Genomic DNA, 21,266 nt, shown 5'->3' on the forward strand with positions numbered 1-21,266 from the left:
CTTGGCCCCGGGGGCCGGTTCCGGGCGGGAAAGACCCGCCCGGATTGGTTCAGCCTGGGCGGGAAAGACCCGCCCGGGCCTTGGGCAAGCCTGCCGCGGATCAGCGACCCGCGGCAGGCTGTCCGATCACTCGACCGAAACCGGACCCTTGGACCCGGGTTCGCCGGGCAAGGTGTTCGGATGCAGCTCGGCGCCGATCTGCTTGTCTGCGGGCACAAAGACGCGCTCGCGGATGATGTTGTCCTCGGCCCAGTTATACATGAAGATGGGCGCCCCAGCCGGGATATTGGCAAAGCGCTTGTTCACGATCAGCGCGCCGGGATAGGCGGTCAGGCCGATGCCGTCGAGGTTTTCGGTATAGACCTTCTGATATTGCTTCATCAGGTCCGACCGTTCCGCCGCATCGCGAGAGCCGATGAACTTGTTCACGATATCGACCATGGCCTTTTCGTGATCCAGAAGGTCCAGCTCTCCGGTGCCATTGGCGCGGTGGTTCACGTCCACCGAAGGACCGGTCGGCGCCAGAGCCGTGGTGTTCTGCACCACGGTGATCAGCTCGGTCCCGTTGCGGATGATGATCCAGTCATACTTGCCCGCGTCGCGCGCATTGTCGAAATCCTTGCCGGTCAGTGCGCTGAGCGTCACTTTCAAGCCGATTTCGCCCATCATCGCCACCACGCCCTCGGCGAGGTTCTTGTCGGTGGTATAGTCCGACTGGGTCAGAAGAGTGACGTTCAGGTTCGCGCCACCCGCCACGTTGACGAAACCATCGCCATCGCTGTCGGTCAGGCCAGCCGCTTCCAGGGATGCCTTGGCCGAAGCCGCGTCATAGGGATAGAAGACGGTCGAGTCCTTGTCGTAATAGGACGTTCCCGCATAAAGGCCGCCCGGATAGGGCACGGTAAAGGGCCCCTTGACCAGGCTGTCGCCCAGGCGCTGACGGTCCATGCCATAGCTGATCGCCTTGCGGAAATCCAAGGACCGGTTCAGTTCGCGGATCGCCTGACCCTCGGCCGAAGGCTCGCCCCAGCCATTGCCCGACAGGTTCGGGTAAAGCGTATAGCCGATGGTGCGCGGGCCAAAGGCCAGCTTGGCGGGCGAGGCGGGATCGGCGGCCTTCTTCAAGGCCTCGACGTAGTTTTCGGCCTGTTCCAGGTTGGAAAAGTCGCCCGTGCCGGCCACGGCCTGCACGTCGCGGTCGCCCCAGGTGGAGAGGCGATATTGCATCTCGTCCAGATAGGGCAGCTGGTTGCCGGCCTCGTCGACCTTCCAGTAATAGGGGTTGCGGCGCAGCACGACCACATCGTCGGGCCGATGCTCGACCACGGTCCAGCCGCCCATCACGGGGAAGTTCATGTAATCGGCCGGGAAGGCCTTCTGGAAGCTGTCGTAATCCTTGCCGCCATACTTCGGATGCTGCGGTTTCAGCACATGGCTCGGGCCGGGGCAGAAGTTGCCATAGGCCATGTTATACAACACCGACTCCGGGAAGGCGGTCGGGAAGGTCAGGGTAAAGGTGAAGTCGTCGACATTGGCATAGACGCCATCCGCATAGGTGGCGGCCGAGGCCCCCATCAGCGGCGTGACGTTTTCATCCATCACCACGTCGTTGAAGTAGAATTCGGTATCCGCCGTGGTAAAGGGCGCGCCGTCCGACCACTTGGCGCCCTCGACCAGATGCACGGTCAGGGTCTTGCCGTCTTCGGACCATTCCCACGACTTCGCGAGGTTCGGCATCGGCGTCAGGTCAGCTGCGTTGATCTGGAACAGCGGACCGGTCCGGGTCAGACATTCCACCAAGGCGATGTCGATCCCGCCCCAGCCATAGGATTGACCCGCCCAGAAGTTCCAGCCCTCGGGACGGCCGCCGATCACATGGCGCATCACATCGCCGTAAACGCCATTGCCGTCGGGCATGTTGGCGGTCTTGTAGACCATGGGTTCCTTGGGCAGACGCTCTGCCACCGGGGGCAGCTTGCCCGCGTCCACGAAAGCCTTGACCCAGGCCGGTTCATTGTAGGACGGCAGGGCCTTGAATTCGGCGACATCGGCGCGGTTGACGAAAACGGGCTCGCCCTGGGCGTCGAATTTCGGGGCATCCGGCGGGGTCGTGGGGGCCATCACTTCGGCACTCACGGCGTAAGCGGACACACCCAGCAGAAGCGCTGCCATCGCAGCGCGCTGGATCATCATGGTTTATCTCCTCCCGATGGCCCCGTTCGGGGGCCGATTTTTCGCGTGACGGTTGCGAAGCCGGCGGCGGTCCTCGCCATCGCCGGTGATCCACCTTGCGGCATGAAGGGGCTTGCCAACAATGGCGGATTGCCAGATTCTATTCCGGGTTTCTAAGATCGGGGGGATCGTGAAGGATTTGACCGAAGAAGAGCGTCTCAAGGGGGCGCCCAAGCACGAGCGGCACTTCTATTCCACCTCCCGCGCCTTCGGCCGGTTCGGCATCCGCATCTTTGAACCCCAGGTCATGGGGCGGCCGCATTGGCATGGCCATATCGAGGCGAATTTCGCCCTGCATCACACAATGCGCTATGATGTTGATAATGAAACGCTTGTCGTGCCGCCGGGTCGGCTTGCGATCTTCTGGGCCGGGATTCCGCATCGGCTGACCGAGGTGACGCCCACGGGCGACCAACCGCCGCGGCTGGCCAATATCTACCTGCCGCTGGATGCCTTCCTGATGATGAACCACATCATGGCGCTGCAGGTTGCCATGCTGGGCGGCGGGATGATTCTCTTGCCGGAAACCCTCTGCGACGAGGCCTTGATGCGGCGCTGGTATGCCGATTACCGGTCCGGCGACTTCGAGCGGACGGAAATCATGAAGATGGAGCTGAACGCGCTGTTCCGCCGCGCTTTCCTGACGGCGCCCGAATATCTGCGCTTGCCGCGCAACGATGCGGCGGGGGAAAGGGCGCTGTCCTCGGCCCATATCCGCCATGTCATCGCCATGGTGCGCCTGGTGCTGGAAAACCTGGACAAGCCGCTGAAGAACGCCGAGATCACCGCGGTCACAGGCCTGCACGAGAACTACGCCCTGTCGCTGTTCACCCGGGTGATGCAGACGCCCTTGAAGCAGTTCGTCTTGCGGATGCGGCTGATGCGGGCGCGGGCGCTGCTTGTGGAAAGCGCGCTGGCCATCGCTTCGGTCGCCGAGGCCTCGGGCTTCACCTCGATTTCGCAGTTTTACCACCAGTTCAAGGCGGCCTATGGCGCCAGCCCGAACGAGGTGCGCACCCAGTATCTGGGCTAGGGGGCAGGCCGAGGCGCAAAGTCAAAAGCCCCGCGCCGGGGCGCAGGGCTTTGGAAGATGGTACCGCCTACCCGGTTCGAACGGGTGACCCCTAGATCCACAATCTAGTGCTCTAACCAGCTGAGCTAAGGCGGCACACGGGGGCTGATTAGGGCCAAGTCCTGACCGGGTCAACCCGAAAAATCGTCAGCCCCCGCAATGCGGGCTGTTCACGCCCGGCTGCGACGGCGGGCCATCACGCCCAAGCCCCCCAGCGCCGACAGAAGCAACCCAAGACCCGCAGGCACCGGAACGGTCGGCACCACGACCGGGGTGATCGTCACGTCGGTCGTGGGATGACGGACCACGCCGGTTGCATTGGTCAAACCCGCCAGGGAATTGGCGCTGGTCAGACGAATCGAGCAGCAACCGGTGTCGCCCTTGCCGAATTGCAGGAAGTTCCACGCGGTCAGCACCCCGGCCGAAACCGTAAAGGTGTTGATATAGGCCCCAACGGCATATTCCCCAAGGCCAAAGCCCAGAGCATTGGTGTTGCCCGTCACCTTGAGGCTTGTCGCGGCCCCGGTGGCATTGTCATTCAGGCCCGCGATCGTGCCCGTCACAGTGCCGCCGCCATTGATGGCCGCATTGACGAAGCTGAAGTTGAAACTCAGCGTCGCAGCTGAAGCCGCCCCTGCAGAAAGGGCCAAGGCCATGGCGATGGCCGCAAACGTCTTGGTCATTCTGGTCTCCGTTGCAATTGTTATACACTTGGATACCACGTTCGTCCGGCTTTCCCAATCGCAATTTCCGGGCTTTCCTGCGCCCTCCCCCCATCCCCTGCCGCTTTTGGGGCGCGGACAGCCCCGGCCATGTTGACAGGCCGGGGCCTGCATCTCATACCCGGCAAAACGGAGGACCCCATGGGCATCGACAAGCAAAGCGACGTCTCCGCCAATATCCAGATCGGGCCGACCGATCAGGGCATGGTGCGCATCTATATCGAGGCCGACAACGGCACCGAGATCCCGATGGATTTCGACCCCGACGAGGCGCTGGAAATCGCCGAGGAGTTGCGCGCCGCCGCCGAAGCCGCCCGCGACATGGGCGGCAAGCCGTCGCCAAAGAAAAAGCGCTGACCGGGGCGGGGCGCCGCTCGCAGACCTTCGCTCGCAGACCGCCGTTCTCTGGCCGCCGATCTCTGGCCGCCGCTCTCGGGTCCTGCGCTTGTGAACCTTGCGCGCGGCGCGGGCGGGGCTGGCTTGAGCCGACGTCAGGCGCTGGGGACTGGCCCCACCAGCGCTGGCCCCACCCGGCACAGGCCCCATGGCAGGCTGGCCCTAAAACAGTCTGGCCCTATAACAGGCTGGCCCCGCCCTGGGCGCGCGGATCGCGCAGCGCTTGCAGCCTGGCCGCCGCCTGCCGGGCAAATCGCAGCATCATGGCCTTGCGTCTTGGCGCGGACAGCGGTCTGTCCTCGCCCATCCGGATGATCTCGCCGTCCCAGGCGTCGGCGCGGATCAATCCGGTTCCCTCGGGCAGGATATCGACCGGGAAATCGCCATCCACGGCCCAGAAAAAGCGGTCGCAAAACTCCAGGTAGCTCCGCCACTTGCGATCCGCCGCATAATCCGCCCGCGAGGATTTGCACTCGATCACCCAGATTTCGCCCCTTGGACCCAGGGCCATGAGGTCAACCCGCAGCCCCGGCGCCGGGATCATCTCTTCGAGGCTTGCGAAATCCAGCGCCCGCAAGGCCCGCGCCACCCCGCGCGCCAGGCGCTGACCGGGCATGAGGCGTCCCACCTCCGCGGCCTCTGCCTCCCCCGACGGGGGTAAACCCGGCTGGGACAAACCCGACCCCGAAACACCCGACCCCGAAACACCCGACGGCCCAGCGGATCGCATCTCCGGCCCGGCATGCCCCTGTTGCCCCTTCGGGACCTCGTCCATCGCCACGCCCCGCTTGCCCTTGCGCCCGCCCCCCATGAGGCCTACATTCCCCCTTGGCGGGTTCTGCTCCTCTCGTGCAAGGCTACTTTTCCAGTGGCCGATAAGCAAGCGAACGGGGGCTGGCTCTGGCAGGATCCTGGTCCTGCTACCTGGCGCCCACCTGAGACCTCTGGCTCTCGGGAAAACCCAAGCCTTCACGGCCGCTGCGGGCCCGCCACCTTCACCAAGATCACCAGCAAGGCCGCGCGCGATCTGGCTGCGTCGGCAGGGTGCAGACCCTGGCCCGGGAGCGCTGGTGTCGTCTTGCCACCAAAGACCGGCCGGTGATCTTGGCCGAACCGGTCCACAGGCGCCAAACGAAAAGGCCGGGGGGTCAATCCCCCCGGCCTTTTCGCGCCCCCTTGGGCAGATATCGTTTAGCGCCGCATCCCCGGGCGCTTGGTGGCCGTGACCTCGACCCGGATCGGGATCAGCTTGCCACCGCGCGGACCTGCGTCATCCTCGGCCAAGGCCATGACGGCGATGGCGAATTGCACCCCGGCAAAGACGACGCCGTGAAAGACCCAAAGCATCAGGGCCGCCACAAGTCCCATATCGCTGCCCATGACCAGATGCCCGATCCCCGCCACATCCAGCGCCACCAGCGCAAAGACAAACGCGGCTGCGACCCCGAAACCGAAGGCCACTTGGGTGATGTAAAGGCGGATAAGCTGCGGCATGATTCCTCCCGGACGCTCTTCCTGTCATCGAAGCGTAACACGGAGAAATTTCAAGGGAAGTCGAAAATTTGACACAATCTGTCGCAGCCGCGGAAATCCGCCGCTGCGACGCAGAACCGCCTATTTTGGAGCGCAAGACTGCAACACCAGACTGCATGTCCAGACTAAAGCGCTCTCCAGCCGATATCCGACCGACAGAAGCCCTCGGGCCAGTCCAGGTGGTCGATCATCGCATAGGCCCGGTTGCGCGCCTCTTCCAGGCTGGTCCCCCGCGCGGTCACGTTCAAGACGCGCCCGCCATTGGCCACGATCCGCCCGTCCTTTTCGGCCGTGCCCGCGTGAAACACCATGTGGCGGCTGTCTTCGGGCACGCGGCGAAGCCCATGGATGACCGAGCCCTTGCCATAGGCCCCCGGATAGCCCCGCGCCGCCATCACGACCGTCAAGGCATGGTCATCGGCCCAAGTCAGCTGCGCCTGATCCAAACGCCCCTCGGCGCAGGCCAAAAGCAGGTCCAGAGCCTGCCCCCCAAGCCGCATCATCAGCACCTGGGTTTCGGGATCGCCAAAGCGGGCGTTGTATTCCACCAGCCGGGCGCGGCCATTCTCGATCATCAGGCCTGCGTAAAGCACGCCTTGATAGGGCGTGCCGCGCCGCGCCATCTCGTTGATCGTCGGCATCACGATTTCGGCCATAGCCTGATCCTGGATCGCCTGGGTCAGGACCGGGGCAGGGGAGTAAGCCCCCATCCCCCCGGTGTTCGGTCCCTTGTCGCCGTCAAAGACCCGCTTGTGATCCTGCGCCGTCCCGACCGGCAGCGCGTTGACCCCATCGGTCAGGATGAAAAAGCTGGCCTCTTCGCCCGCCATGAACTCTTCGATCACGACCTCGGCCCCCGCCGCACCAAGCGAGCCGCCGAACATGTCGTCGATGGCCTCGGTGGCCTCGGCCAGGGTCATGGCCACAACCACGCCCTTGCCCGCGGCCAGACCGTCGGCCTTGATCACGATGGGCGCGCCCTGGGCCGTCACGTAATCGCGCGCAGGCGCCGCCTCGGTAAAGCGCGCATAACCGGCCGTGGGCGCCCCGCAGGCGTCACAGATGGCCTTGGTGAAGGCCTTTGAGGCCTCAAGCTGCGCCGCCGCCTGCGAGGGGCCAAAGGTCAAGATACCCGCCGCCCGCGCCGTATCGGCCACACCGGCGGCCAAAGGCGCCTCGGGGCCGATGATCAGGAAATCCACCGCGTTTTCGGCGCAAAAGGCCACGACCGCGGCGCCGTCCAGGATGTCGATATCGGCCACTTCGGCCAGGCCCGCAATCCCCGCATTGCCCGGCGCCACGATCAGCCGGTCGGTCTTGGGGTTCTGCTTGACGGCCCAGGCCAGCGCATGTTCGCGCCCGCCGCTGCCGAGGATGAGGATGTTCATGGGGGATTTCCTCTGTTCAATGGGGTTGGGGCCTCTTAGGCTTTGGCTCTGGCTGGAGCAAGAGGTTTGGGGCAAGAGGTTTGGGACCCAAGGGTTTTGGGGGCGATGGTTCAACGCCGATGCGGCAGGGCCTGCGGCCTGTGCCCTTGCACTCTGTGCGCCCGATCATGACAGTCCCGGCCCAAGCCTTTCCGGCAGGCCTTTGAACGGCCCAGTTGGTGGTCCAGTAGGCGGGGCGCCCCCTGCCGCAGATGCAAAAGGAGCGTTCGGATGCAAAGGTTCAAAAGGCTGCGGCTGGGGATGATTGTGGGCCTGGGGGTCGTGCCCTTCACCGGCCTGCCCATGGCGGTGCAGGTCGGTCTTGCCGTGGGCCTCGTGGTGCTGGCGATGGCCCTTTCGGCTGTGGCGCGCAATCCGGGGACCTTGCCCGCCGAAGGCACCCCTGATCCCCAGTGGCCAACCCATCCGGCCCCGCAGGCCATCGCGGATGAGGTCCCGCACCCGGTTCACCACCCCGTCCACCATTCAGCCCCTTCGGACCAGGGCGGCGCGGCCGACAGCGGGCAGGCGGCCAACAGCGCCAGCGACGCAGGCGCCCCCTGACCCGACCCCCATCCCCCGCACGCAACGCCCCGTTGCCTTTCCCCGCGGCGCAAGGCACAAATCCCCATGCTCTTCGAAGACGACACCCCCGCGCCAAATCCCGCCAAACCGGGCCCCGGCAACCAGCCCGAATACACCGTCTCGGAGCTTTCCGGCGCGGTCAAACGCGTGATCGAGGGCGAATTCGGCCTGATCCGGGTGCGCGGAGAGATCGGTAGGGTCTCGCGTCCGGCCTCGGGGCACCTGTATTTCGACCTGAAGGATGACCGCAACGTCATCGCCGCGATCAGCTGGAAGGGCCAGGTCGCCCGCATGTCGATCCGCCCCACAGAGGGGATGGAGGTGGTGGCCACCGGCAAGATGACCACCTTTCCGGGCCAGTCGAAGTATCAGCTGATCGTCGATGACATGGCCCCGGCAGGCGCGGGCGCGCTGATGGCCATGCTGGAAAAACGCAAGGCCGCCTTGCAGGCCGAGGGGCTCTTTGACCCCGCCCGCAAAAAGCCCATCCCCTATCTGCCGCGCGTGATCGGCGTGGTCACTTCGCCGTCCGGCGCCGTGATCCGCGACATCCTGCACCGCCTGGCCGACCGCTTTCCGCGCCATGTCCTTGTCTGGCCCGTCGCCGTCCAAGGCGAAAAATGCCCCGCCGAGGTCGCAGCCGCCATCCGCGGCTTCAACGCCCTCCAGCCCGGGGGCCACATCCCGCGCCCCGACCTGATCATCGTGGCAAGGGGCGGCGGGTCGATGGAGGACCTGATGGGCTTCAACGACGAAGCCGTGGTCCGCGCCGCCGCCGCCAGCCTGATCCCGCTGATCTCGGCGGTGGGCCATGAAACCGATACGACGCTGATCGACTATGCCTCGGACCGCCGCGCACCGACCCCCACCGCCGCCGCCGAAATGGCCGTCCCGGTGCGCGCCGATCTGCTGGCCGCATTGGCTGATCTGAACGCCCGCCTGTCGCGCAGCCAACGCAGCCTGCTGGACCGCCGCGCACAGCGCCTGGCCGACCTGGGTCGCGCGCTGCCGCGGCTGGACGCGCTTCTGGCCTCGCCGCGGCAACGCCTGGACGCCGCGACCCAGCGCCTTGGCGCCGCCCTGTCACTCGCCGCCCAAAAGAAACGCAGCACCTTTGCGGCCTTGGCCACCCGCCACCGCCCGCTGGCTCTGCTCACCCTGACCGCGCGCAAGGCCGAGACGCTGAAGGCGCGCGCCGCCACCCTGGACGACCGCGCCACCCGCAGGCTGGAACGCGCGACGTCCCGGCTTGACCTCTTTGCCAGCCGCCTTGCGCCGTCGCTGGGCCGCCTGATCACCGGGGCCGCCCGCGATATCGCCCGTGACAGGGCCCGCCTGTCGCAAGCCGCCAAGCGCCTCGATGGCTTCCCCAAGACGCTGGCGACCCTCGCGCTGAAACTGGATGCCCTGAACCGCACGCGCCAGACCCTTGGCCATGCCGAGACCCTGGCCCGCGGCTTTGCCATCCTGCGCGTCGATGGCCATGTCGTGACCAGCGCCCAAACCGCCGCCCGCGCCCCGACCCTGGAGATCGAGCTTCACGACGGCCGCCTGACCGTCCATCCCCATGGCGATCCAGACTCCGCCCAACCCGGCGCCCCAAAACCTGGCGCGGCCCAACCGGGCGCAGCCCAACCCCCACAATCCCGGAAACCCAAATCCACCCCCCCCAAATCCACCGCCGCCAAGCCCGAAAAACCCGGCCAAGGCTCGCTCTTCTAACCCCTTTCACATTGACTCAAATACTCTCGGGGAGGTCTGGAGGGGCAGACAGCCCCTCCAGCGCGTGTCACCTGCGCAAACCTTGGGCCCCAAAGCCCAGCCCCCCCAAAAAACCCGCCCCCCAACCTCAGGCCCCAACCTCTGGCCCCGGGCATTGCATCGGCTGATCACTCTGGCCCAGTTCGGACAGCGCGGCGCCGCCCTCCATGAACTGCGCCACCAACCCCTGCGGCCCGCGGTAGAACTGCCAGCAATTCACATCCTCGGGCTTGTCGTCATAGGTAAAGCACAGCATCGGCCCGCCCGGACCCGAAGCCTCTGACCAAGAGCCAAATTGGCAAGGCGCATCGGCAAAGGCCCAGATCACCTGATGGCCGGGCAAATACTGCTCTTGCCCCCAGACCGCGCCGCCATCGGAATAGGTCAGGGTCTTGCCCGTGGCATAGGCCTCGAACTCTGCGCCCGTCAAAGGCGCGCCCAAGTCGGGCGCCGGCAGGGCGGGGGGCGGATCGGCCAATGCCAGGGCGGGCAGCACCACCAGCAGTGGGAAAAGGGTCAAGGCTTGGTTCAGGATGCGCATGGCCCCATCATGCCAAGCCCGCGCCCGCCTTTCCAGTCACAGCTTGGTCAACGCGGCCAACTCCCGCGCCATCCGCCTGCGCCACAGCGGCGGATAAAGCGCCACAAGGCAGGCCAGCGGCAAGGGCCAGGGCAAAAGCGGCGCCCCCTCCTCCAGCCGAAGCGCCGGATAGGGGCGCGCCGGATGGGCGTGATGGTCGGAATGGCGCGGCGCATTCAGCATCAGGGCCGAGGAAAACCACTGCGGCGCGTTCCAGCTGTGGGACAGGCCCACCCGCTCGGATGGGCCCCGGCGCAGGCCATAATGCTGCACATAATCGGACAACAGCACCTGCGCCCCGAAATGCAGCCCCAGCCCCGCCCAGACCAAAAGCCCCGCCATTCCGCCCAGGGCCCAGCCGCAGCCCAAACCCGCCAAAGCCCCCAGCGCATAAAGCCGATAGGCCCCGCCATGGCCGCGCAAAGCCCGCTCGGCCGCAAGCCCCGCCCGGATCGACCCCGGCCAGGCCCGCAGCGCAAAGCGGTAATAGCCCTCGCCCTGCCGCGCCGAATTCGGGTCCTGGTCGCTGGCCACATGGCGGTGATGCACCAGCCGATGCGCCGAGGCATGATGGCCAAAAAGCAGCACCGCATAGACCGCCCCGCCCAGGGCGCGCAGGCCGCGACCCGGCCGATGGATCAGCTCATGCGCCGCGGGATGGCCGACTTGCCCCAGCCAGAGCCCCCCCGCCAAGGCCAGCGCCAGCCCCTGCAACCCGCCCAACCGCAGCACCGCCCAGACCAGAAGCGGCATCATCGCCAGCGCCAGCGTCCCGATCACCGCCAGCAACAGATCCGAGCCGGGAAACTCGCTGTCTGCGTCCTGCGCAACCCAAGGCAAGCACAGGTCGATGGCCACCGCGGCCAGGCCCATCCAGGCCAGCGCGCCCCAGGCCCAGGCCCCGCCCCAAAGCCCGGCCAGCCCGATCCCCGCCAAAGGTGCCAGCGAGACCAGGGCAAAGACGGCAATCGGCAGGGGTTTGGCCAGGGCTTGGGACGGAGGATTGCTCATCGCCCTATCTTGGCGCAAATCGGCATGACGAAAAAGCCCCGCTGTGCCGCACAGGCGCATCGGACCGCGGCAGGCGATCCGCCTTGGGCGGGCGCGGTATCACGCGCAATCAGACCAGAGCCTGACGCGCGCGGCCTGCGGGGGGGCAGGTCACACAGAGGCCATGTGGCCGAAGTCCTGATCCATGGTCGACGGCCATGCCTTTGAAATCGACCATCGGAACTTGGCGTCACCATGTCCCGTCCAGCAAGCCCTTCACGGATCGGGCGATCTTGAACGGCACCTGCGCGGCGGCGGGCTGTCCGTGCGGCGCCCAAGCGCAGATGACGGCGCCAAGCCTGCCCGGCCTAGGGGGATGCCAGACCGATGACCAAGTCCGCCCCCGGCAGGTGATTGCAAATCCAGACGGGCGCGCCATCCCAAGGTCAGGTGCGCACCGGGCCTGCATCGCATCAAGGCTTCCCGAAATCGCAAAGGGACGCGCCAGGAACGATCACGACCAAGTGCCGGGGGCTGACAGAGACGCAACACGGAACACCGCGCCACAAGCCTGTCCGGGACGCGGACGCTTTTCCATCTCCCGGGTTCCATGCCAAAGCTGCAATCACCCCAAACGCGAAGATCCCCGCCCGCGGTCCGATCCAAACCGCACGGCCGCAAGCAGGTGAACGACAGATCGCGGGTGCTATGGCGGGCCAAGGCCACCAATCAGATTTTTCATGCGATTTCTGGGGGTAATGGCGGACAGAGAGGGATTCGAACCCTCGAGACGGTTCCCCGCCTACACACTTTCCAGGCGTGCGCCTTCGACCACTCGGCCACCTGTCCGTTGGCGGCGGTTTACACGCAGCTTGGGCGCAGATGCAAGGGGCAGGACGGGCTTGCCGTGAAAAAACCTTGGGCGCGCGCGGTTCGGTGCGGGCCCCCCAAGATCAAGGCGCCCCATAGTGCGGGCGCCTTTCGCATCCTGCCTTGGTCGCTTGGAGTGTCGCTTGCGGATGTCGGTTTGTCAGGCCTCCACCGGGTGCGGCCCTCGGATGCCTTGATCGGGCATGGCGCGGCATCGCGCACCCTGCGCAAACTGGCATTGGGCAAGACCTTGCCGGAGTGAGAGTCAGTCTGGTGCCGGGGCGCGTCAAGGGCCCTAACCCTTGCCGCGATGCCCGCGCGGCTTGGGGCGCGGAGCCAACAGGAGGGGCTGGACGGCGCGCGGCCCTGTCGCAGGGGCCGGGGCCCGCCAGAACGCATCCCGCCCATTGACCGCCGACCTTGCCAGGCAAGGCCCATCCCGTCCCGGGCATGGCAAACGCCCCCCGCCCTTGGCTGCACCAAGGTGGCAAGCCCCGGGCCCAGAGGCCGCCTCTGCAGGCGGGGCAGGTCCCTCGGGGCGCCGCCACAGGCGCTCTACTTCGTCAGGATCAGCTTGCCCGCCTTGGTGATCCGCAGCGTATAGATCTGGCCCTGCAGGTCGATCAGCGCGAGGCTACCGCCCGCCGTCAGCTCTGCCGCCCTATGAAGCGGAGGGGTTTTCGGTGTCGTCACATGGTCCATGGCATCATCCTGTTTGCGCCAAAATGATTTCCGACAAAAACGCTCAACTGTAAAGGCCCTTTCCGAGGCGACTTCCGCCGCTAGACTATCCGTTAACCAGGAGAGACCGATGCCCGCCCCCCTTCCCATGCCCAATCCCGAGACCTCGGGCGCCCACCGGCAGAATCTGGCGCTTTTGGTGCGGCTGCGCTGGGTGGCGATTCTGGGGCAGGCGGCGACCATCCTGTTCACCGAAACGGTGCTGGGCGTGCTGTTGCCGCTGGGGCCGATGCTGGGCGTCATTGCGGCGCTGATCCTGATCAACCTGGCCGCCGCCCGGCGCTGTCGCCTGCCCGCGGAAATCCCGGTCCACCGTCTGGTGGCCGAGGTCTGGGCCGATGTCCTGGCGCTGGCCTTGCTGTTGTTCCTGTCGGGCGGGGCGGCCAATCCCTTCATGGGGCTTTTCGTGCTGCAAGACATCGTGGCGCTGTTGATCCTGCCGCTGCGGCTGGCATCTGCGACCTTTGGCCTGACGCTGGCTTGCGGCTTTTTCCTTTTGGGCTTTGGCCATCCGCTTGTCTTGCCGGGTTGGTCTGCCACCGCCCTCGCCGAAGGCGTGCCGGGCTATGGCAATCCCTATCTTCTGGCCAGCTACCTGAGTTTTGCGCTCTCGGGGGGGCTGACCTTGTGGTTCATGCTGGGGGTGCGGCGCAACCTGGCGCGGCGCGATGCGCAATTGGCCGAGGCGCATCAGCAGATCGAAGAAGAGACGCTGTTGATCCGGATGGGGCTGATGGCCTCGACGGCGGCGCATGACCTGGGCACGCCCTTGACGAACCTGGCGGTGATCCTGGACGACTGGGAGGACCTGGGCCTGCCCGAGCCGGAGGAACTCTCGCGCCAGACGCGGCTGATGCAAGAGGCGGTGGCGACCTGCCGCGAGACGATTTCGGGGCTGTTGCGCCAGGCGGGGCAGGCGCGGCTGGAGGAGGGGCGGGGCGAGGATGCGCTGGCCTTTGTCACCGAGGTCGCCCGCGGCTGGGAGCGGCGCAACCGCGGTGTGGCCGTGACGCTGCAGGACCGCCGCCCGCGGGCCTCGCGGCTGTTGGCCGATGTGCTTTTGGCGCGCGCCTTGGGCAATCTGATGGACAATGCGCGCGAGGCGGGGGCGGGGGCGATCACGGTGACGGTGGCGGGCCATCCGGCGCGGGTCTCGTTGGTGATCCGCGACGACGGCCCGGGCTTTCCGCCCGCGCTGTTGGCTTTGGGGCCGGTGGCGGGGCAATCGGGCAATCCCGAACCCGGGCGGGGGCTGGGGCTGATCCTGGTGCAATCGGTGGTACGGCGGCTTGGGGGCACGGTCGAGTTCCTGCGCGCCGAGGGCGGCGGCGCGGAGGTGCGCATCGACCTGCCGGCGGCTTTGCGCGGCTAGGGGGCTGATCCCGCCCTACGCCATGGGGCGCCGGGCACCTGGGGCAGAACAGGGCAGGCTTCACCCGGTCGCGCCCGTCAAACCCGCCGCCTATTTCATCGGCTGTTTCACCAGCTTGCGGGCCAGGGTGCGGCGGTGCATCCCCAACCTCCGGGCTGTCTCGGAGATGTTGAAGTCGGTATCGGCCAGGGTGCGCTGGATCGTCTCCCACTCTTGGGTCCGCAGCGCGCTGACCCTTGGCGCCGCGATTTCGGGCAGGTCCTGGCCCGCCTGATGGTCAAAGGCTGCCTCGATGTCGCGGGCGCTGGCGGGTTTGGCCAGGTATTGCGTGGCCCCCAGTTTGATCGCCTCGACCGTGGTGGCGATAGAGGCAAAGCCGGTCAGCACCACGATGCGCGGCGGCGGGTCAAGGGCTGCCAGCAGGCCCACGACCTCCAGCCCCGACCCCTCGGCCAGTTTCAGATCGACGATGGCACGCGCGGGCACCCAGTCGCGCACCGCCTCGCGCGCGGCATCGACGCTGGCGGCGCGGGTGACGGCATAGCCGCGCGCGGTAAAGGACCGCGCCAGCGTCTCGGCCAGGCGGGGGTCGTCTTCGACGATCAGAAGCGTGTTGGCCATGGGGTTCTCCTGTCCCATACCTAGGGCGCCAGGGGCCGCCGTCCAAGGTTCCACCAGGCGGCCCCGGCCAAAAGAGCGGCGAGGGCGAACCAGGTCAGGGCATAGACCAGGTGGTGATTGCGGAAACTGACCACGGTCAGGCCGGGAACGGGAAGCGGGCCGCCGCTTTGGGCGTCCAGAAACCAGGGCACCGTGGGGATGTCCAGCGCGGCCCCAAGTGCGGCGGTGTCGCGCGAAAACCAGCGCCCCGCGGCGGGGTCATTGGCGCGCAGGAACCCGCCCCCCGGCTGCGACAGGCGCACAAGGCCCGTGACGCTGGCCCGTTCGGGCGGGGCGGGGGGCGTCACGCCTTCGGGGACAAAGCCGCGGTTGACCCAGACCGTCCAATCCCCCGCCACCAGGGGCGTCATGACCCAGGACCCGGCCCCCTGTTCGGTCACAGCCTTGACCAGGACCTGTCGCGGGTCATAGCGGCCCTCGACCGTGACCGGGGTATATTCCGCAGCCCCCGCCTGCGTGGCGGGCACAGGGTCCCGGGCCACAAGCGCCGTGACCTCGGCGATCAGCGCGGTCTTCCAGGCCAGTCTTTGCACCTGCCAGGCCCCCAGCGCCAGAAACAGCGTCACCCCAAGGGCCGCGGTCAGGATCAGGTAGACCCGCATCATTCCATCTGCATCTGCGGCATCATGTTGGCGTTCATGTGATACATGACCCAGATCGAGCCCGACAGCATGATGACCACGACGATGAGGGTGAACAGGGTGGACAACAGCGTCCAACCCGCCTCGGACCTTGCGGTCATATGCAGGAAATAGACCATGTGGACCAGGATTTGCACAATGGCAAAGCCCAGGACCACAAGCGCCGTGACGACGGGCGAGCCCAGGCCCCCGGTCATGACGATGCCAAAGGGGATCGCCGTCAGGATGACCGACAGGACAAAACCCGTGACATAGGACCGCACAGAGCCATGGTCTTGGTGATCGGCGGAGTGGTCGTGGTGGTGTTCCAGATGGGTGCTCATGGGTCCCTCAGATCATCTTGATGAGATAGACAAAGGTAAAGACGCCGATCCAGACCACGTCCAGAAAGTGCCAGAACATCGACAGGCAGGCCAGGCGCCGCAGATTGGCCGGCACAAGGCCGCGCGCCTTGATCTGCACCGCCAGCACCACCAGCCACAGGCAGCCAAAGGCCACATGCAGGCCATGGGTCCCCACCAGGGCAAAGAAGGACGACAGGAAGGCCGACCGCCAGGGGCCCGCGCCCTCATGGATCAGATGCGCGAACTCATAGATCTCGACCCCCAGGAAGCTCAGGCCGAAGACCAATGTCACGCCCAACCAACGCAGCGTGGCGCCCTGATCGCCGCGATAGGCGCCCAACATGCCAAAGCCAAAGGTGATCGAGGACACCAGCAAAAGCCCCGTGTTGATCGCCACCAGGTTCAGGTCGAACAGGTCCTTTGGCCCCGGCCCCGCGGCATAGGCATTGCCCAAGACCGCATAGGCCGCGAAAAGCACGGCGAACATCAGGCAATCGCTCATCAGGTAGACCCAGAAGCCCAGGCCGGTCGAGGCCCCCTCTGGGTGATGATGCGGTTCCAGCTCGTAGTAACGCGCGGTCAGGTCCTGTGAAGAAAGGTCGGCCATTTACGCCTCCAGCCTGCGGGTGCGGGCGTCTTCCACGGCGGCGACCTGATCGGCCGGGATGTGGTAGTCGCGGTTGTAGTTGAACGTATGGGCGATGGCCGCGCCGATCAGGGCGAGGAACGAGGCCGCGGCCAACCACCAGACATACCAGACCAGTGCCATGCCACAGATCGTGGCCAGCCCTGCGATGACGACCCCCGCGCCGGTGTTCCTGGGCATGTGGATCGGCAGGAAGCCCGAGGTGGGGCGGGGCACGCCGGCCTCTTTCATCTCGGCAAAGGCGTCGATGCCATGGACCACCGGGGTGAAGGCGAAGTTATAGGCGGGGGGCGGCGAAGAGGTCGCCCATTCCAGCGTCCGCCCGTCCCAGGGGTCGCCCGTGACATCCGCAAGCGCCTTGCGCCGCCAGATCGACACGCCGAACTGCACGAACATCGCCGCGATTCCGACCGCGATCATGACGGCCCCCAGCGCCGCGATGGCGAACCAGATTTGCAAGTCGGGATCGTCAAAGACCCGCACGCGCCGCGTCACGCCCATCAGCCCCAGAACATACAGCGGCATGAAGGCGAACCAGAAGCCCACAACCCAGAACCAGAACGACACCTTGCCCCAGAAGACATCCAGGCGATAGCCAAAGGCCTTGGGCCACCAGAAGTTGATGGCGGCAAAGGTGCCGAACACCACGCCTCCGATGATGACATTGTGGAAATGGGCGATCAGGAACAATGAGTTGTGCAGCACGAAATCCGCGGGCGGCACGGCCAGCAGGACCCCGGTCATGCCGCCCACGACGAAGGTCAGCATGAAGGCCATCAGCCACATCATCGGCAGGTCATAGCGCACGCGGCCCTGATAGATCGTGAAGATCCAGTTGAACAGCTTGGCCCCCGTCGGGATCGAGATCACCATCGTGGTAATCCCGAAGAACGAGTTCACGCTTGCCCCCGACCCCATGGTGAAGAAGTGGTGCAGCCAGACGACATAGGACAGGATCGTGATGCAGACGGTGGCATAGACCATCGACGTATAGCCGAAAAGCCGCTTGCCCGAGAAGGTCGCCGCGATCTCGGAAAAGACGCCAAAGATCGGCAGGATCAGGATATAGACCTCCGGGTGGCCCCAGATCCAGATCAGGTTCACATACATCATGGCATTGCCGCCAAGATCGGCCGTGAAAAAGTTGGTTCCGACATAGCGGTCCAGCGTCAGCAGGGCCAGCGTCACGGTCAGGACCGGGAAAGAGGCCACGATCAGCACGTTGGTGCAAAGCGCCGTCCAGGTGAAGACCGGCATCCGCATCATCGTCATGCCCGGTGCGCGCATCTTGATGATCGTCACCAGCAGGTTGATGCCCGACAGCGTCGTGCCCACCCCCGCGACCTGCAGGCCCCAGATGTAATAGTCGACGCCGACATAGGGGCTTTCACCGATGCCCGACAGCGGCGGAAAGGCCAGCCAGCCGGTCTGCGCGAACTCACCCAGGAACAGCGAGGCCATGATGATGACCGCGCCGCCCACCGTCATCCAGAAGGAGAAGTTGTTCAGGAAGGGAAAGGACACATCCCGCGCCCCGATCTGCAAGGGCACGATGTAGTTCATCAGACCCGTGACGAAGGGCATGGCCACGAAAAAGATCATGATCACGCCATGGGCGGTGAAGACCTGATCGTAGTGATGCGAGTTCAGATAGCCTTCGGACCCGCCAAAGGCCAGAACCTGTTGCAGGCGCATCATGATCGCATCGGCAAAGCCGCGCACGAACATCACAAGGCCCAGGATCATATACATGATCCCGATCTTCTTGTGGTCGACAGAGGTGAACCACTCGGTCCACAGATACCCCCAAAGCCGGTAATAGGTCAGCAAGGCGAACAGCGCGCCGCCGCCAAGCGCCACCACGGCAAAGGTCGCCAGGATGATCGGGTCGGTCGGGATCGCCGCCCAGGTCAGCCGTCCGAACAGAAGGCTGGTCTCGATTGGGCCAGTCACAGCCATGATTGCCTCACAAATCGGAAGGGGGAAGGGGAAGGCCTGCCACGTCGCGCGGCGTGCCGGGCGCCGTCAGGCCATGGCCGCGCAGGGGCGTCATGACGGGCAGGGCGGTCAGGCGGGGCAGGGTCGCGGCGGTCAGCTCGTCGATCGAACAGGCGCCGGTGACAAAGGGCCGGTCGTCCAGCAAGGCCAGGGGCGTCGCCACCCCGGTGCCGCCCTTCATGTCCAGGGCCATCATCTCGGCCTGGCACATCTTGCCCTCTTCGACGCACAGGTTCACGGCGCGGGCAAACAGCCCCTGTTCCACGGCGCCAAACTGGCGCGGCGCATCGCCTTCGGACTTTTGGGCCAGCTGCAGATAGGCGGCGCGGTCCAGGGTTTCATCGTCGCGCGCCGCATTGACCCAGGCGTCAAAGCCCGCATCATCCACCGCATGCACCTTGAAGCGCATCTTGGAAAACCCCGCGCCCGAGTAATGCGAGGCCAGGCCCTGGAAGGTGCCTTCGTGGTCGAAAAGCCCGTTCAACTCGGTTTGCATGCCGGGCATGGCATAGATCATCCCGGCCATGGCGGGGATGTAAAAGGCGTTCATCACGCTGTCCGAGGTCAGTTCGAACCGCACCGGACGCCCCACCGGCACCGACAGTTCGTTGACCGAGGCCACGCCCTCTTCGGGCAGGATGAACAGCCATTTCCAGTCCAGCGCCACGACCTGCACGGTCAGGGGCTCGACCCCCTCCAGGCTTTGGCCGCGGCCGTCTTGGGCCAGGGGGCGGTAAGGGTCGGTCAGATGGGTGCCGACCCAGGTCAGCGCCCCCAGCGAGATGATGATGAAAAGGGGGGCGGCCCAGATCACCAGTTCCAGCTTGGTGGAATGGTCCCAGTTCGGCCGATAGACGGCGCCCTTGTTGCCGGCGCGGAACTGCCAGCCGAACCAGCCGATCAGCACCATGACCGGCAAGATGATGACCAGCATCAACAGCGTCGACGAGATCAGGAGATCGCGTTGCTCGGTCGCGATGGGACCTGCGGGGTCCAGCACCTCGGATTTGCAGCCCATCAGCGCAAGGCTCAGGGCCAAAAGCCCGAACCACCTTAATTTGAATGGCATTTTCGGTTCCTGATCAGTCGGTTCGTTCGCGGAGTATGCTAGGACATAGAGGTGAATGCTTTCCTCAGGCATTGGACAATTTGACCAATGCCGCGCTGCGGCGCCGCGGGGCACAAGCAGAGTGCGAACGGATGAAGGAGCCAGCCTGCGATGACCGATCCCGCCATGACCCAAGCGGCGCCCCATGCGGCACATGACGTCCGCCCCTCGGATATCGCGGTGGGGGTGATCCTGGGCCGCAGTTCAGAGTTCTTTGACTTTTTCGTCTTTGCCATCGCCTCGGTCATCGTCTTTCCCGGGCTGCTCTTCCCGCATCTGCCCGCGCTGGAGGCGACGCTCTGGAGCTTTGCGATCTTTGCCTTGGCCTTTGTCGCGCGGCCCTTGGGAACGGTGATCTTCACCGAAATCGACCGCGCCTTCGGCAAGAACGTCAAGCTGATTGTGGCGCTGTTCCTCTTGGGGTCATCGACCGTCGCCATGGGCCTGATGCCGGGATACGAGGACATCGGGCTGTGGGCGGCTGCGGTGCTGGCGATCTTGCGCATCTTGCAGGGCGTCGCGCTGGGCGGGTCCTGGGACGGGTTGCCCTCTTTGCTGAACATCCATGCGCCCGAGGGTCGCAAGGGCTTTTACGCCATGGTCCCGCAGCTGGGTGCGCCGGTGGGGTTGGTCGTGGCCTCGCTGTTGTTCGCCTATCTGATCGCGGCCCTGCCTGCGGCGGATTTCCTTGACTGGGGCTGGCGTTACCCCTTCTTCGTGGCCTTTGCGATCAACGTCGTGGCGCTGTTTGCCCGGCTGCGCATCGTTGTGTCGCCGGAATATCAGGCCATGTATGAAAGCCGCGATCTGGAACCGACCCCGGTCCTGGCCACCCTGCGCTCCGAGGGGCGGGGCATCGTGCTGGGCGCCTTCGCCCCGCTGGCCTCTTTCGCGCTGTTCCACATGGTCACGGTCTTTCCGCTGTCCTGGGTGTTCCTTTACACCTCTGAAAGCCCGGTCCGCTTCCTGATGCTGGAGGCTGTGGCCGCCGTCGCAGGGCTTGGCGCCATCGTGGCCTCGGGCTGGGCTGCGGACAAGTTCGGGCGCCGGGCGCTGCTGTTCTGGGGCGGGGCGGGGATCGGGGTCTTTTCGCTGCTGGCGCCGGTTCTGTTGTCGGCCGGCGCCGTGGGCGAGGCGATCTTTTTGATCTATGGCTTTGTCCTTCTGGGCTTCAACTTCGGGCAAAGTTCTGGCGCCATCGCCTCGCTGTTTGCCCCCGGGCGGCGCTATACGGCCTCGGCCCTGGTGTCGGACCTGGCCTGGCTGTTCGGCGCGGGCTTTGCGCCCTTGGCGGCCCTGGCGCTGTCGGCCGAATTCGGGCTTTTCGCCTCGGGCCTTTATCTTTTGTCCGGCGCGGTCTGCACCATGCTGGCCCTGCATTTCGCCGGCCTCGCCCAGGCGCGACGCGATTGACACGGGCCGCGGCCACACTCGCCTTTAACGCGTAACAAACGACTCGATTCGCGCTGCGGCCTCGGCTAGAGTTTGCGACGACAAGTTGTAAAGTTTTACGCATGAACCGCGGTCGGCCCTTTCCCTTCAGCCGTCTTTCTGCCCCGGTCCCGCA

20 protein-coding genes and 2 tRNA genes are annotated in these 21,266 nt (G+C 65.8%); 6 read left to right on the forward strand and 16 right to left on the reverse strand.

Annotated features, from left to right (window positions below):
* Window positions 1-126 precede the first annotated feature (126 nt).
* Window positions 127-2,193 carry an ABC transporter substrate-binding protein gene (locus tag NX862_RS13715; protein WP_264494487.1) on the reverse strand — a complete coding sequence of 689 codons (2,067 nt, stop codon included), beginning with the start codon at window positions 2,191-2,193 and terminating at the stop codon, window positions 127-129.
* A gap of 169 nt (window positions 2,194-2,362) precedes the next feature.
* Here NX862_RS13715 and NX862_RS13720 point away from each other — a divergent pair, with 169 nt between their 5' ends.
* On the forward strand, window positions 2,363-3,265 hold the full coding sequence (locus NX862_RS13720) for a helix-turn-helix domain-containing protein (protein ID WP_264494488.1): 903 nt from the start codon (window positions 2,363-2,365) through the stop codon (window positions 3,263-3,265).
* A gap of 58 nt (window positions 3,266-3,323) precedes the next feature.
* Here the strand turns inward: NX862_RS13720 and NX862_RS13725 are convergent.
* Both NX862_RS13725 and NX862_RS13730 read right to left on the reverse strand, forming a co-directional pair.
* Window positions 3,324-3,400, reverse strand: a tRNA-His gene (locus NX862_RS13725).
* Window positions 3,401-3,474: 74 nt separating this feature from the next.
* Window positions 3,475-3,987 (reverse strand): VPLPA-CTERM sorting domain-containing protein, encoded by a 513-nt coding sequence (locus tag NX862_RS13730; RefSeq protein WP_264494489.1) that lies wholly within the window; start codon window positions 3,985-3,987, stop codon window positions 3,475-3,477.
* A 180-nt stretch (window positions 3,988-4,167) separates the two neighbouring features.
* On the opposite strand from NX862_RS13730, the gene NX862_RS13735 reads away from it, so the two are divergent.
* Complete coding sequence (locus NX862_RS13735) at window positions 4,168-4,383, forward strand: DUF6324 family protein (protein ID WP_264494490.1); 216 nt, start codon at window positions 4,168-4,170, stop codon at window positions 4,381-4,383.
* Between the two features lie 217 nt (window positions 4,384-4,600).
* Here the strand turns inward: NX862_RS13735 and NX862_RS13740 are convergent, their stop codons facing one another.
* From NX862_RS13740 to purD, 3 genes are all read right to left on the reverse strand, one after another.
* On the reverse strand, window positions 4,601-5,038 hold the full coding sequence (locus NX862_RS13740; RefSeq protein WP_264494491.1) for an MmcB family DNA repair protein: 438 nt from the start codon (window positions 5,036-5,038) through the stop codon (window positions 4,601-4,603).
* Window positions 5,039-5,613: 575 nt separating this feature from the next.
* Entirely contained in the window at window positions 5,614-5,916 is a 303-nt protein-coding gene (locus NX862_RS13745) for a hypothetical protein (RefSeq protein WP_264494492.1), read from the reverse strand.
* Between the two features lie 164 nt (window positions 5,917-6,080).
* The gene (purD, locus tag NX862_RS13750) at window positions 6,081-7,343 is read right to left on the reverse strand and encodes a phosphoribosylamine--glycine ligase (protein WP_264494493.1); all 1,263 of its coding nucleotides are present in this window, start codon (window positions 7,341-7,343) and stop codon (window positions 6,081-6,083) included.
* 270 nt (window positions 7,344-7,613) lie between these two features.
* On the opposite strand from purD, the gene NX862_RS13755 reads away from it, so the two are divergent.
* Window positions 7,614-7,946, forward strand: a complete 333-nt coding sequence (locus NX862_RS13755) for a hypothetical protein (protein WP_264494494.1) — start codon at window positions 7,614-7,616, stop codon at window positions 7,944-7,946.
* A 60-nt stretch (window positions 7,947-8,006) separates the two neighbouring features.
* On the forward strand, window positions 8,007-9,689 hold the full coding sequence (gene xseA, locus NX862_RS13760) for an exodeoxyribonuclease VII large subunit (RefSeq protein WP_413694574.1): 1,683 nt from the start codon (window positions 8,007-8,009) through the stop codon (window positions 9,687-9,689).
* Window positions 9,690-9,816: 127 nt separating this feature from the next.
* Here the strand turns inward: xseA and NX862_RS13765 are convergent, their stop codons facing one another.
* From NX862_RS13765 to hemP, 4 genes are all read right to left on the reverse strand, one after another.
* Window positions 9,817-10,269, reverse strand: coding sequence for a hypothetical protein (locus tag NX862_RS13765; RefSeq protein WP_264494496.1), 453 nt, complete (start codon window positions 10,267-10,269; stop codon window positions 9,817-9,819).
* A 36-nt stretch (window positions 10,270-10,305) separates the two neighbouring features.
* Window positions 10,306-11,319, reverse strand: a complete 1,014-nt coding sequence (locus tag NX862_RS13770; protein ID WP_264494497.1) for an alkane 1-monooxygenase — start codon at window positions 11,317-11,319, stop codon at window positions 10,306-10,308.
* Window positions 11,320-12,057: 738 nt separating this feature from the next.
* Window positions 12,058-12,147, reverse strand: a tRNA-Ser gene (locus NX862_RS13775).
* Between the two features lie 576 nt (window positions 12,148-12,723).
* Complete coding sequence (hemP, locus tag NX862_RS13780; protein ID WP_264494498.1) at window positions 12,724-12,870, reverse strand: hemin uptake protein HemP; 147 nt, start codon at window positions 12,868-12,870, stop codon at window positions 12,724-12,726.
* Between the two features lie 109 nt (window positions 12,871-12,979).
* Here hemP and NX862_RS13785 point away from each other — a divergent pair, with 109 nt between their 5' ends.
* On the forward strand, window positions 12,980-14,281 hold the full coding sequence (locus NX862_RS13785) for an ATP-binding protein (protein ID WP_264494499.1): 1,302 nt from the start codon (window positions 12,980-12,982) through the stop codon (window positions 14,279-14,281).
* Window positions 14,282-14,371: 90 nt separating this feature from the next.
* On the opposite strand, the gene NX862_RS13790 is transcribed toward NX862_RS13785, so the two are convergent.
* From NX862_RS13790 to cyoA, 6 genes are read right to left on the reverse strand one after another with little or no spacing between them, the layout of a single operon-like run.
* On the reverse strand, window positions 14,372-14,902 hold the full coding sequence (locus tag NX862_RS13790) for a response regulator transcription factor (protein ID WP_264494500.1): 531 nt from the start codon (window positions 14,900-14,902) through the stop codon (window positions 14,372-14,374).
* A gap of 20 nt (window positions 14,903-14,922) precedes the next feature.
* Window positions 14,923-15,567: an SURF1 family protein gene (locus NX862_RS13795; RefSeq protein WP_264494501.1), complete on the reverse strand. Its 645-nt coding sequence runs from the start codon at window positions 15,565-15,567 to the stop codon at window positions 14,923-14,925.
* Window positions 15,564-15,926, reverse strand: a complete 363-nt coding sequence (gene cyoD / locus NX862_RS13800; protein ID WP_264494502.1) for a cytochrome o ubiquinol oxidase subunit IV — start codon at window positions 15,924-15,926, stop codon at window positions 15,564-15,566. Before cyoD ends, NX862_RS13795 begins: the two co-directional genes overlap by 4 nt.
* Before the next feature lie 7 nt (window positions 15,927-15,933).
* Window positions 15,934-16,554: a cytochrome o ubiquinol oxidase subunit III gene (gene cyoC / locus NX862_RS13805; protein ID WP_264494503.1), complete on the reverse strand. Its 621-nt coding sequence runs from the start codon at window positions 16,552-16,554 to the stop codon at window positions 15,934-15,936.
* Window positions 16,555-18,552, reverse strand: a complete 1,998-nt coding sequence (gene cyoB, locus NX862_RS13810) for a cytochrome o ubiquinol oxidase subunit I (protein ID WP_264494504.1) — start codon at window positions 18,550-18,552, stop codon at window positions 16,555-16,557.
* Window positions 18,553-18,559: 7 nt separating this feature from the next.
* On the reverse strand, window positions 18,560-19,660 hold the full coding sequence (gene cyoA, locus NX862_RS13815) for a ubiquinol oxidase subunit II (RefSeq protein WP_264494505.1): 1,101 nt from the start codon (window positions 19,658-19,660) through the stop codon (window positions 18,560-18,562).
* A 150-nt stretch (window positions 19,661-19,810) separates the two neighbouring features.
* Between cyoA and NX862_RS13820 the strand changes: the two genes are divergently transcribed.
* Window positions 19,811-21,112 carry an MFS transporter gene (locus tag NX862_RS13820; protein ID WP_264494506.1) on the forward strand — a complete coding sequence of 434 codons (1,302 nt, stop codon included), beginning with the start codon at window positions 19,811-19,813 and terminating at the stop codon, window positions 21,110-21,112.
* Window positions 21,113-21,266 lie beyond the last annotated feature (154 nt).

This window comes from Stagnihabitans lacustris, from assembly GCF_025950525.1.
Lineage (GTDB): Bacteria > Pseudomonadota > Alphaproteobacteria > Rhodobacterales > Rhodobacteraceae > Stagnihabitans.

Bases quoted from the DNA above. Each gene is read 5' to 3' on its own strand.
- NX862_RS13715 (WP_264494487.1), bottom strand. From the start codon at position 2,193: ATGATGATCCAGCGCGCTGCGATGGCAGCGCTTCTGCTGGGTGTGTCC.
- NX862_RS13730 (WP_264494489.1), bottom strand. From the start codon at position 3,987: ATGACCAAGACGTTTGCGGCCATCGCCATGGCCTTGGCCCTTTCTGCA.
- NX862_RS13735 (WP_264494490.1), top strand. From the start codon at position 4,168: ATGGGCATCGACAAGCAAAGCGACGTCTCCGCCAATATCCAGATCGGG.
- NX862_RS13740 (WP_264494491.1), bottom strand. From the start codon at position 5,038: ATGCCCGGTCAGCGCCTGGCGCGCGGGGTGGCGCGGGCCTTGCGGGCG.
- NX862_RS13745 (WP_264494492.1), bottom strand. From the start codon at position 5,916: ATGCCGCAGCTTATCCGCCTTTACATCACCCAAGTGGCCTTCGGTTTC.
- purD (WP_264494493.1), bottom strand. From the start codon at position 7,343: ATGAACATCCTCATCCTCGGCAGCGGCGGGCGCGAACATGCGCTGGCC.
- NX862_RS13755 (WP_264494494.1), top strand. From the start codon at position 7,614: ATGCAAAGGTTCAAAAGGCTGCGGCTGGGGATGATTGTGGGCCTGGGG.
- NX862_RS13765 (WP_264494496.1), bottom strand. From the start codon at position 10,269: ATGCGCATCCTGAACCAAGCCTTGACCCTTTTCCCACTGCTGGTGGTG.
- NX862_RS13770 (WP_264494497.1), bottom strand. From the start codon at position 11,319: ATGAGCAATCCTCCGTCCCAAGCCCTGGCCAAACCCCTGCCGATTGCC.
- hemP (WP_264494498.1), bottom strand. From the start codon at position 12,870: ATGGACCATGTGACGACACCGAAAACCCCTCCGCTTCATAGGGCGGCA.
- NX862_RS13785 (WP_264494499.1), top strand. From the start codon at position 12,980: ATGCCCGCCCCCCTTCCCATGCCCAATCCCGAGACCTCGGGCGCCCAC.
- NX862_RS13790 (WP_264494500.1), bottom strand. From the start codon at position 14,902: ATGGCCAACACGCTTCTGATCGTCGAAGACGACCCCCGCCTGGCCGAG.
- NX862_RS13795 (WP_264494501.1), bottom strand. From the start codon at position 15,567: ATGATGCGGGTCTACCTGATCCTGACCGCGGCCCTTGGGGTGACGCTG.
- cyoD (WP_264494502.1), bottom strand. From the start codon at position 15,926: ATGAGCACCCATCTGGAACACCACCACGACCACTCCGCCGATCACCAA.
- cyoC (WP_264494503.1), bottom strand. From the start codon at position 16,554: ATGGCCGACCTTTCTTCACAGGACCTGACCGCGCGTTACTACGAGCTG.
- cyoB (WP_264494504.1), bottom strand. From the start codon at position 18,552: ATGGCTGTGACTGGCCCAATCGAGACCAGCCTTCTGTTCGGACGGCTG.
- cyoA (WP_264494505.1), bottom strand. From the start codon at position 19,660: ATGCCATTCAAATTAAGGTGGTTCGGGCTTTTGGCCCTGAGCCTTGCG.
- NX862_RS13820 (WP_264494506.1), top strand. From the start codon at position 19,811: ATGACCGATCCCGCCATGACCCAAGCGGCGCCCCATGCGGCACATGAC.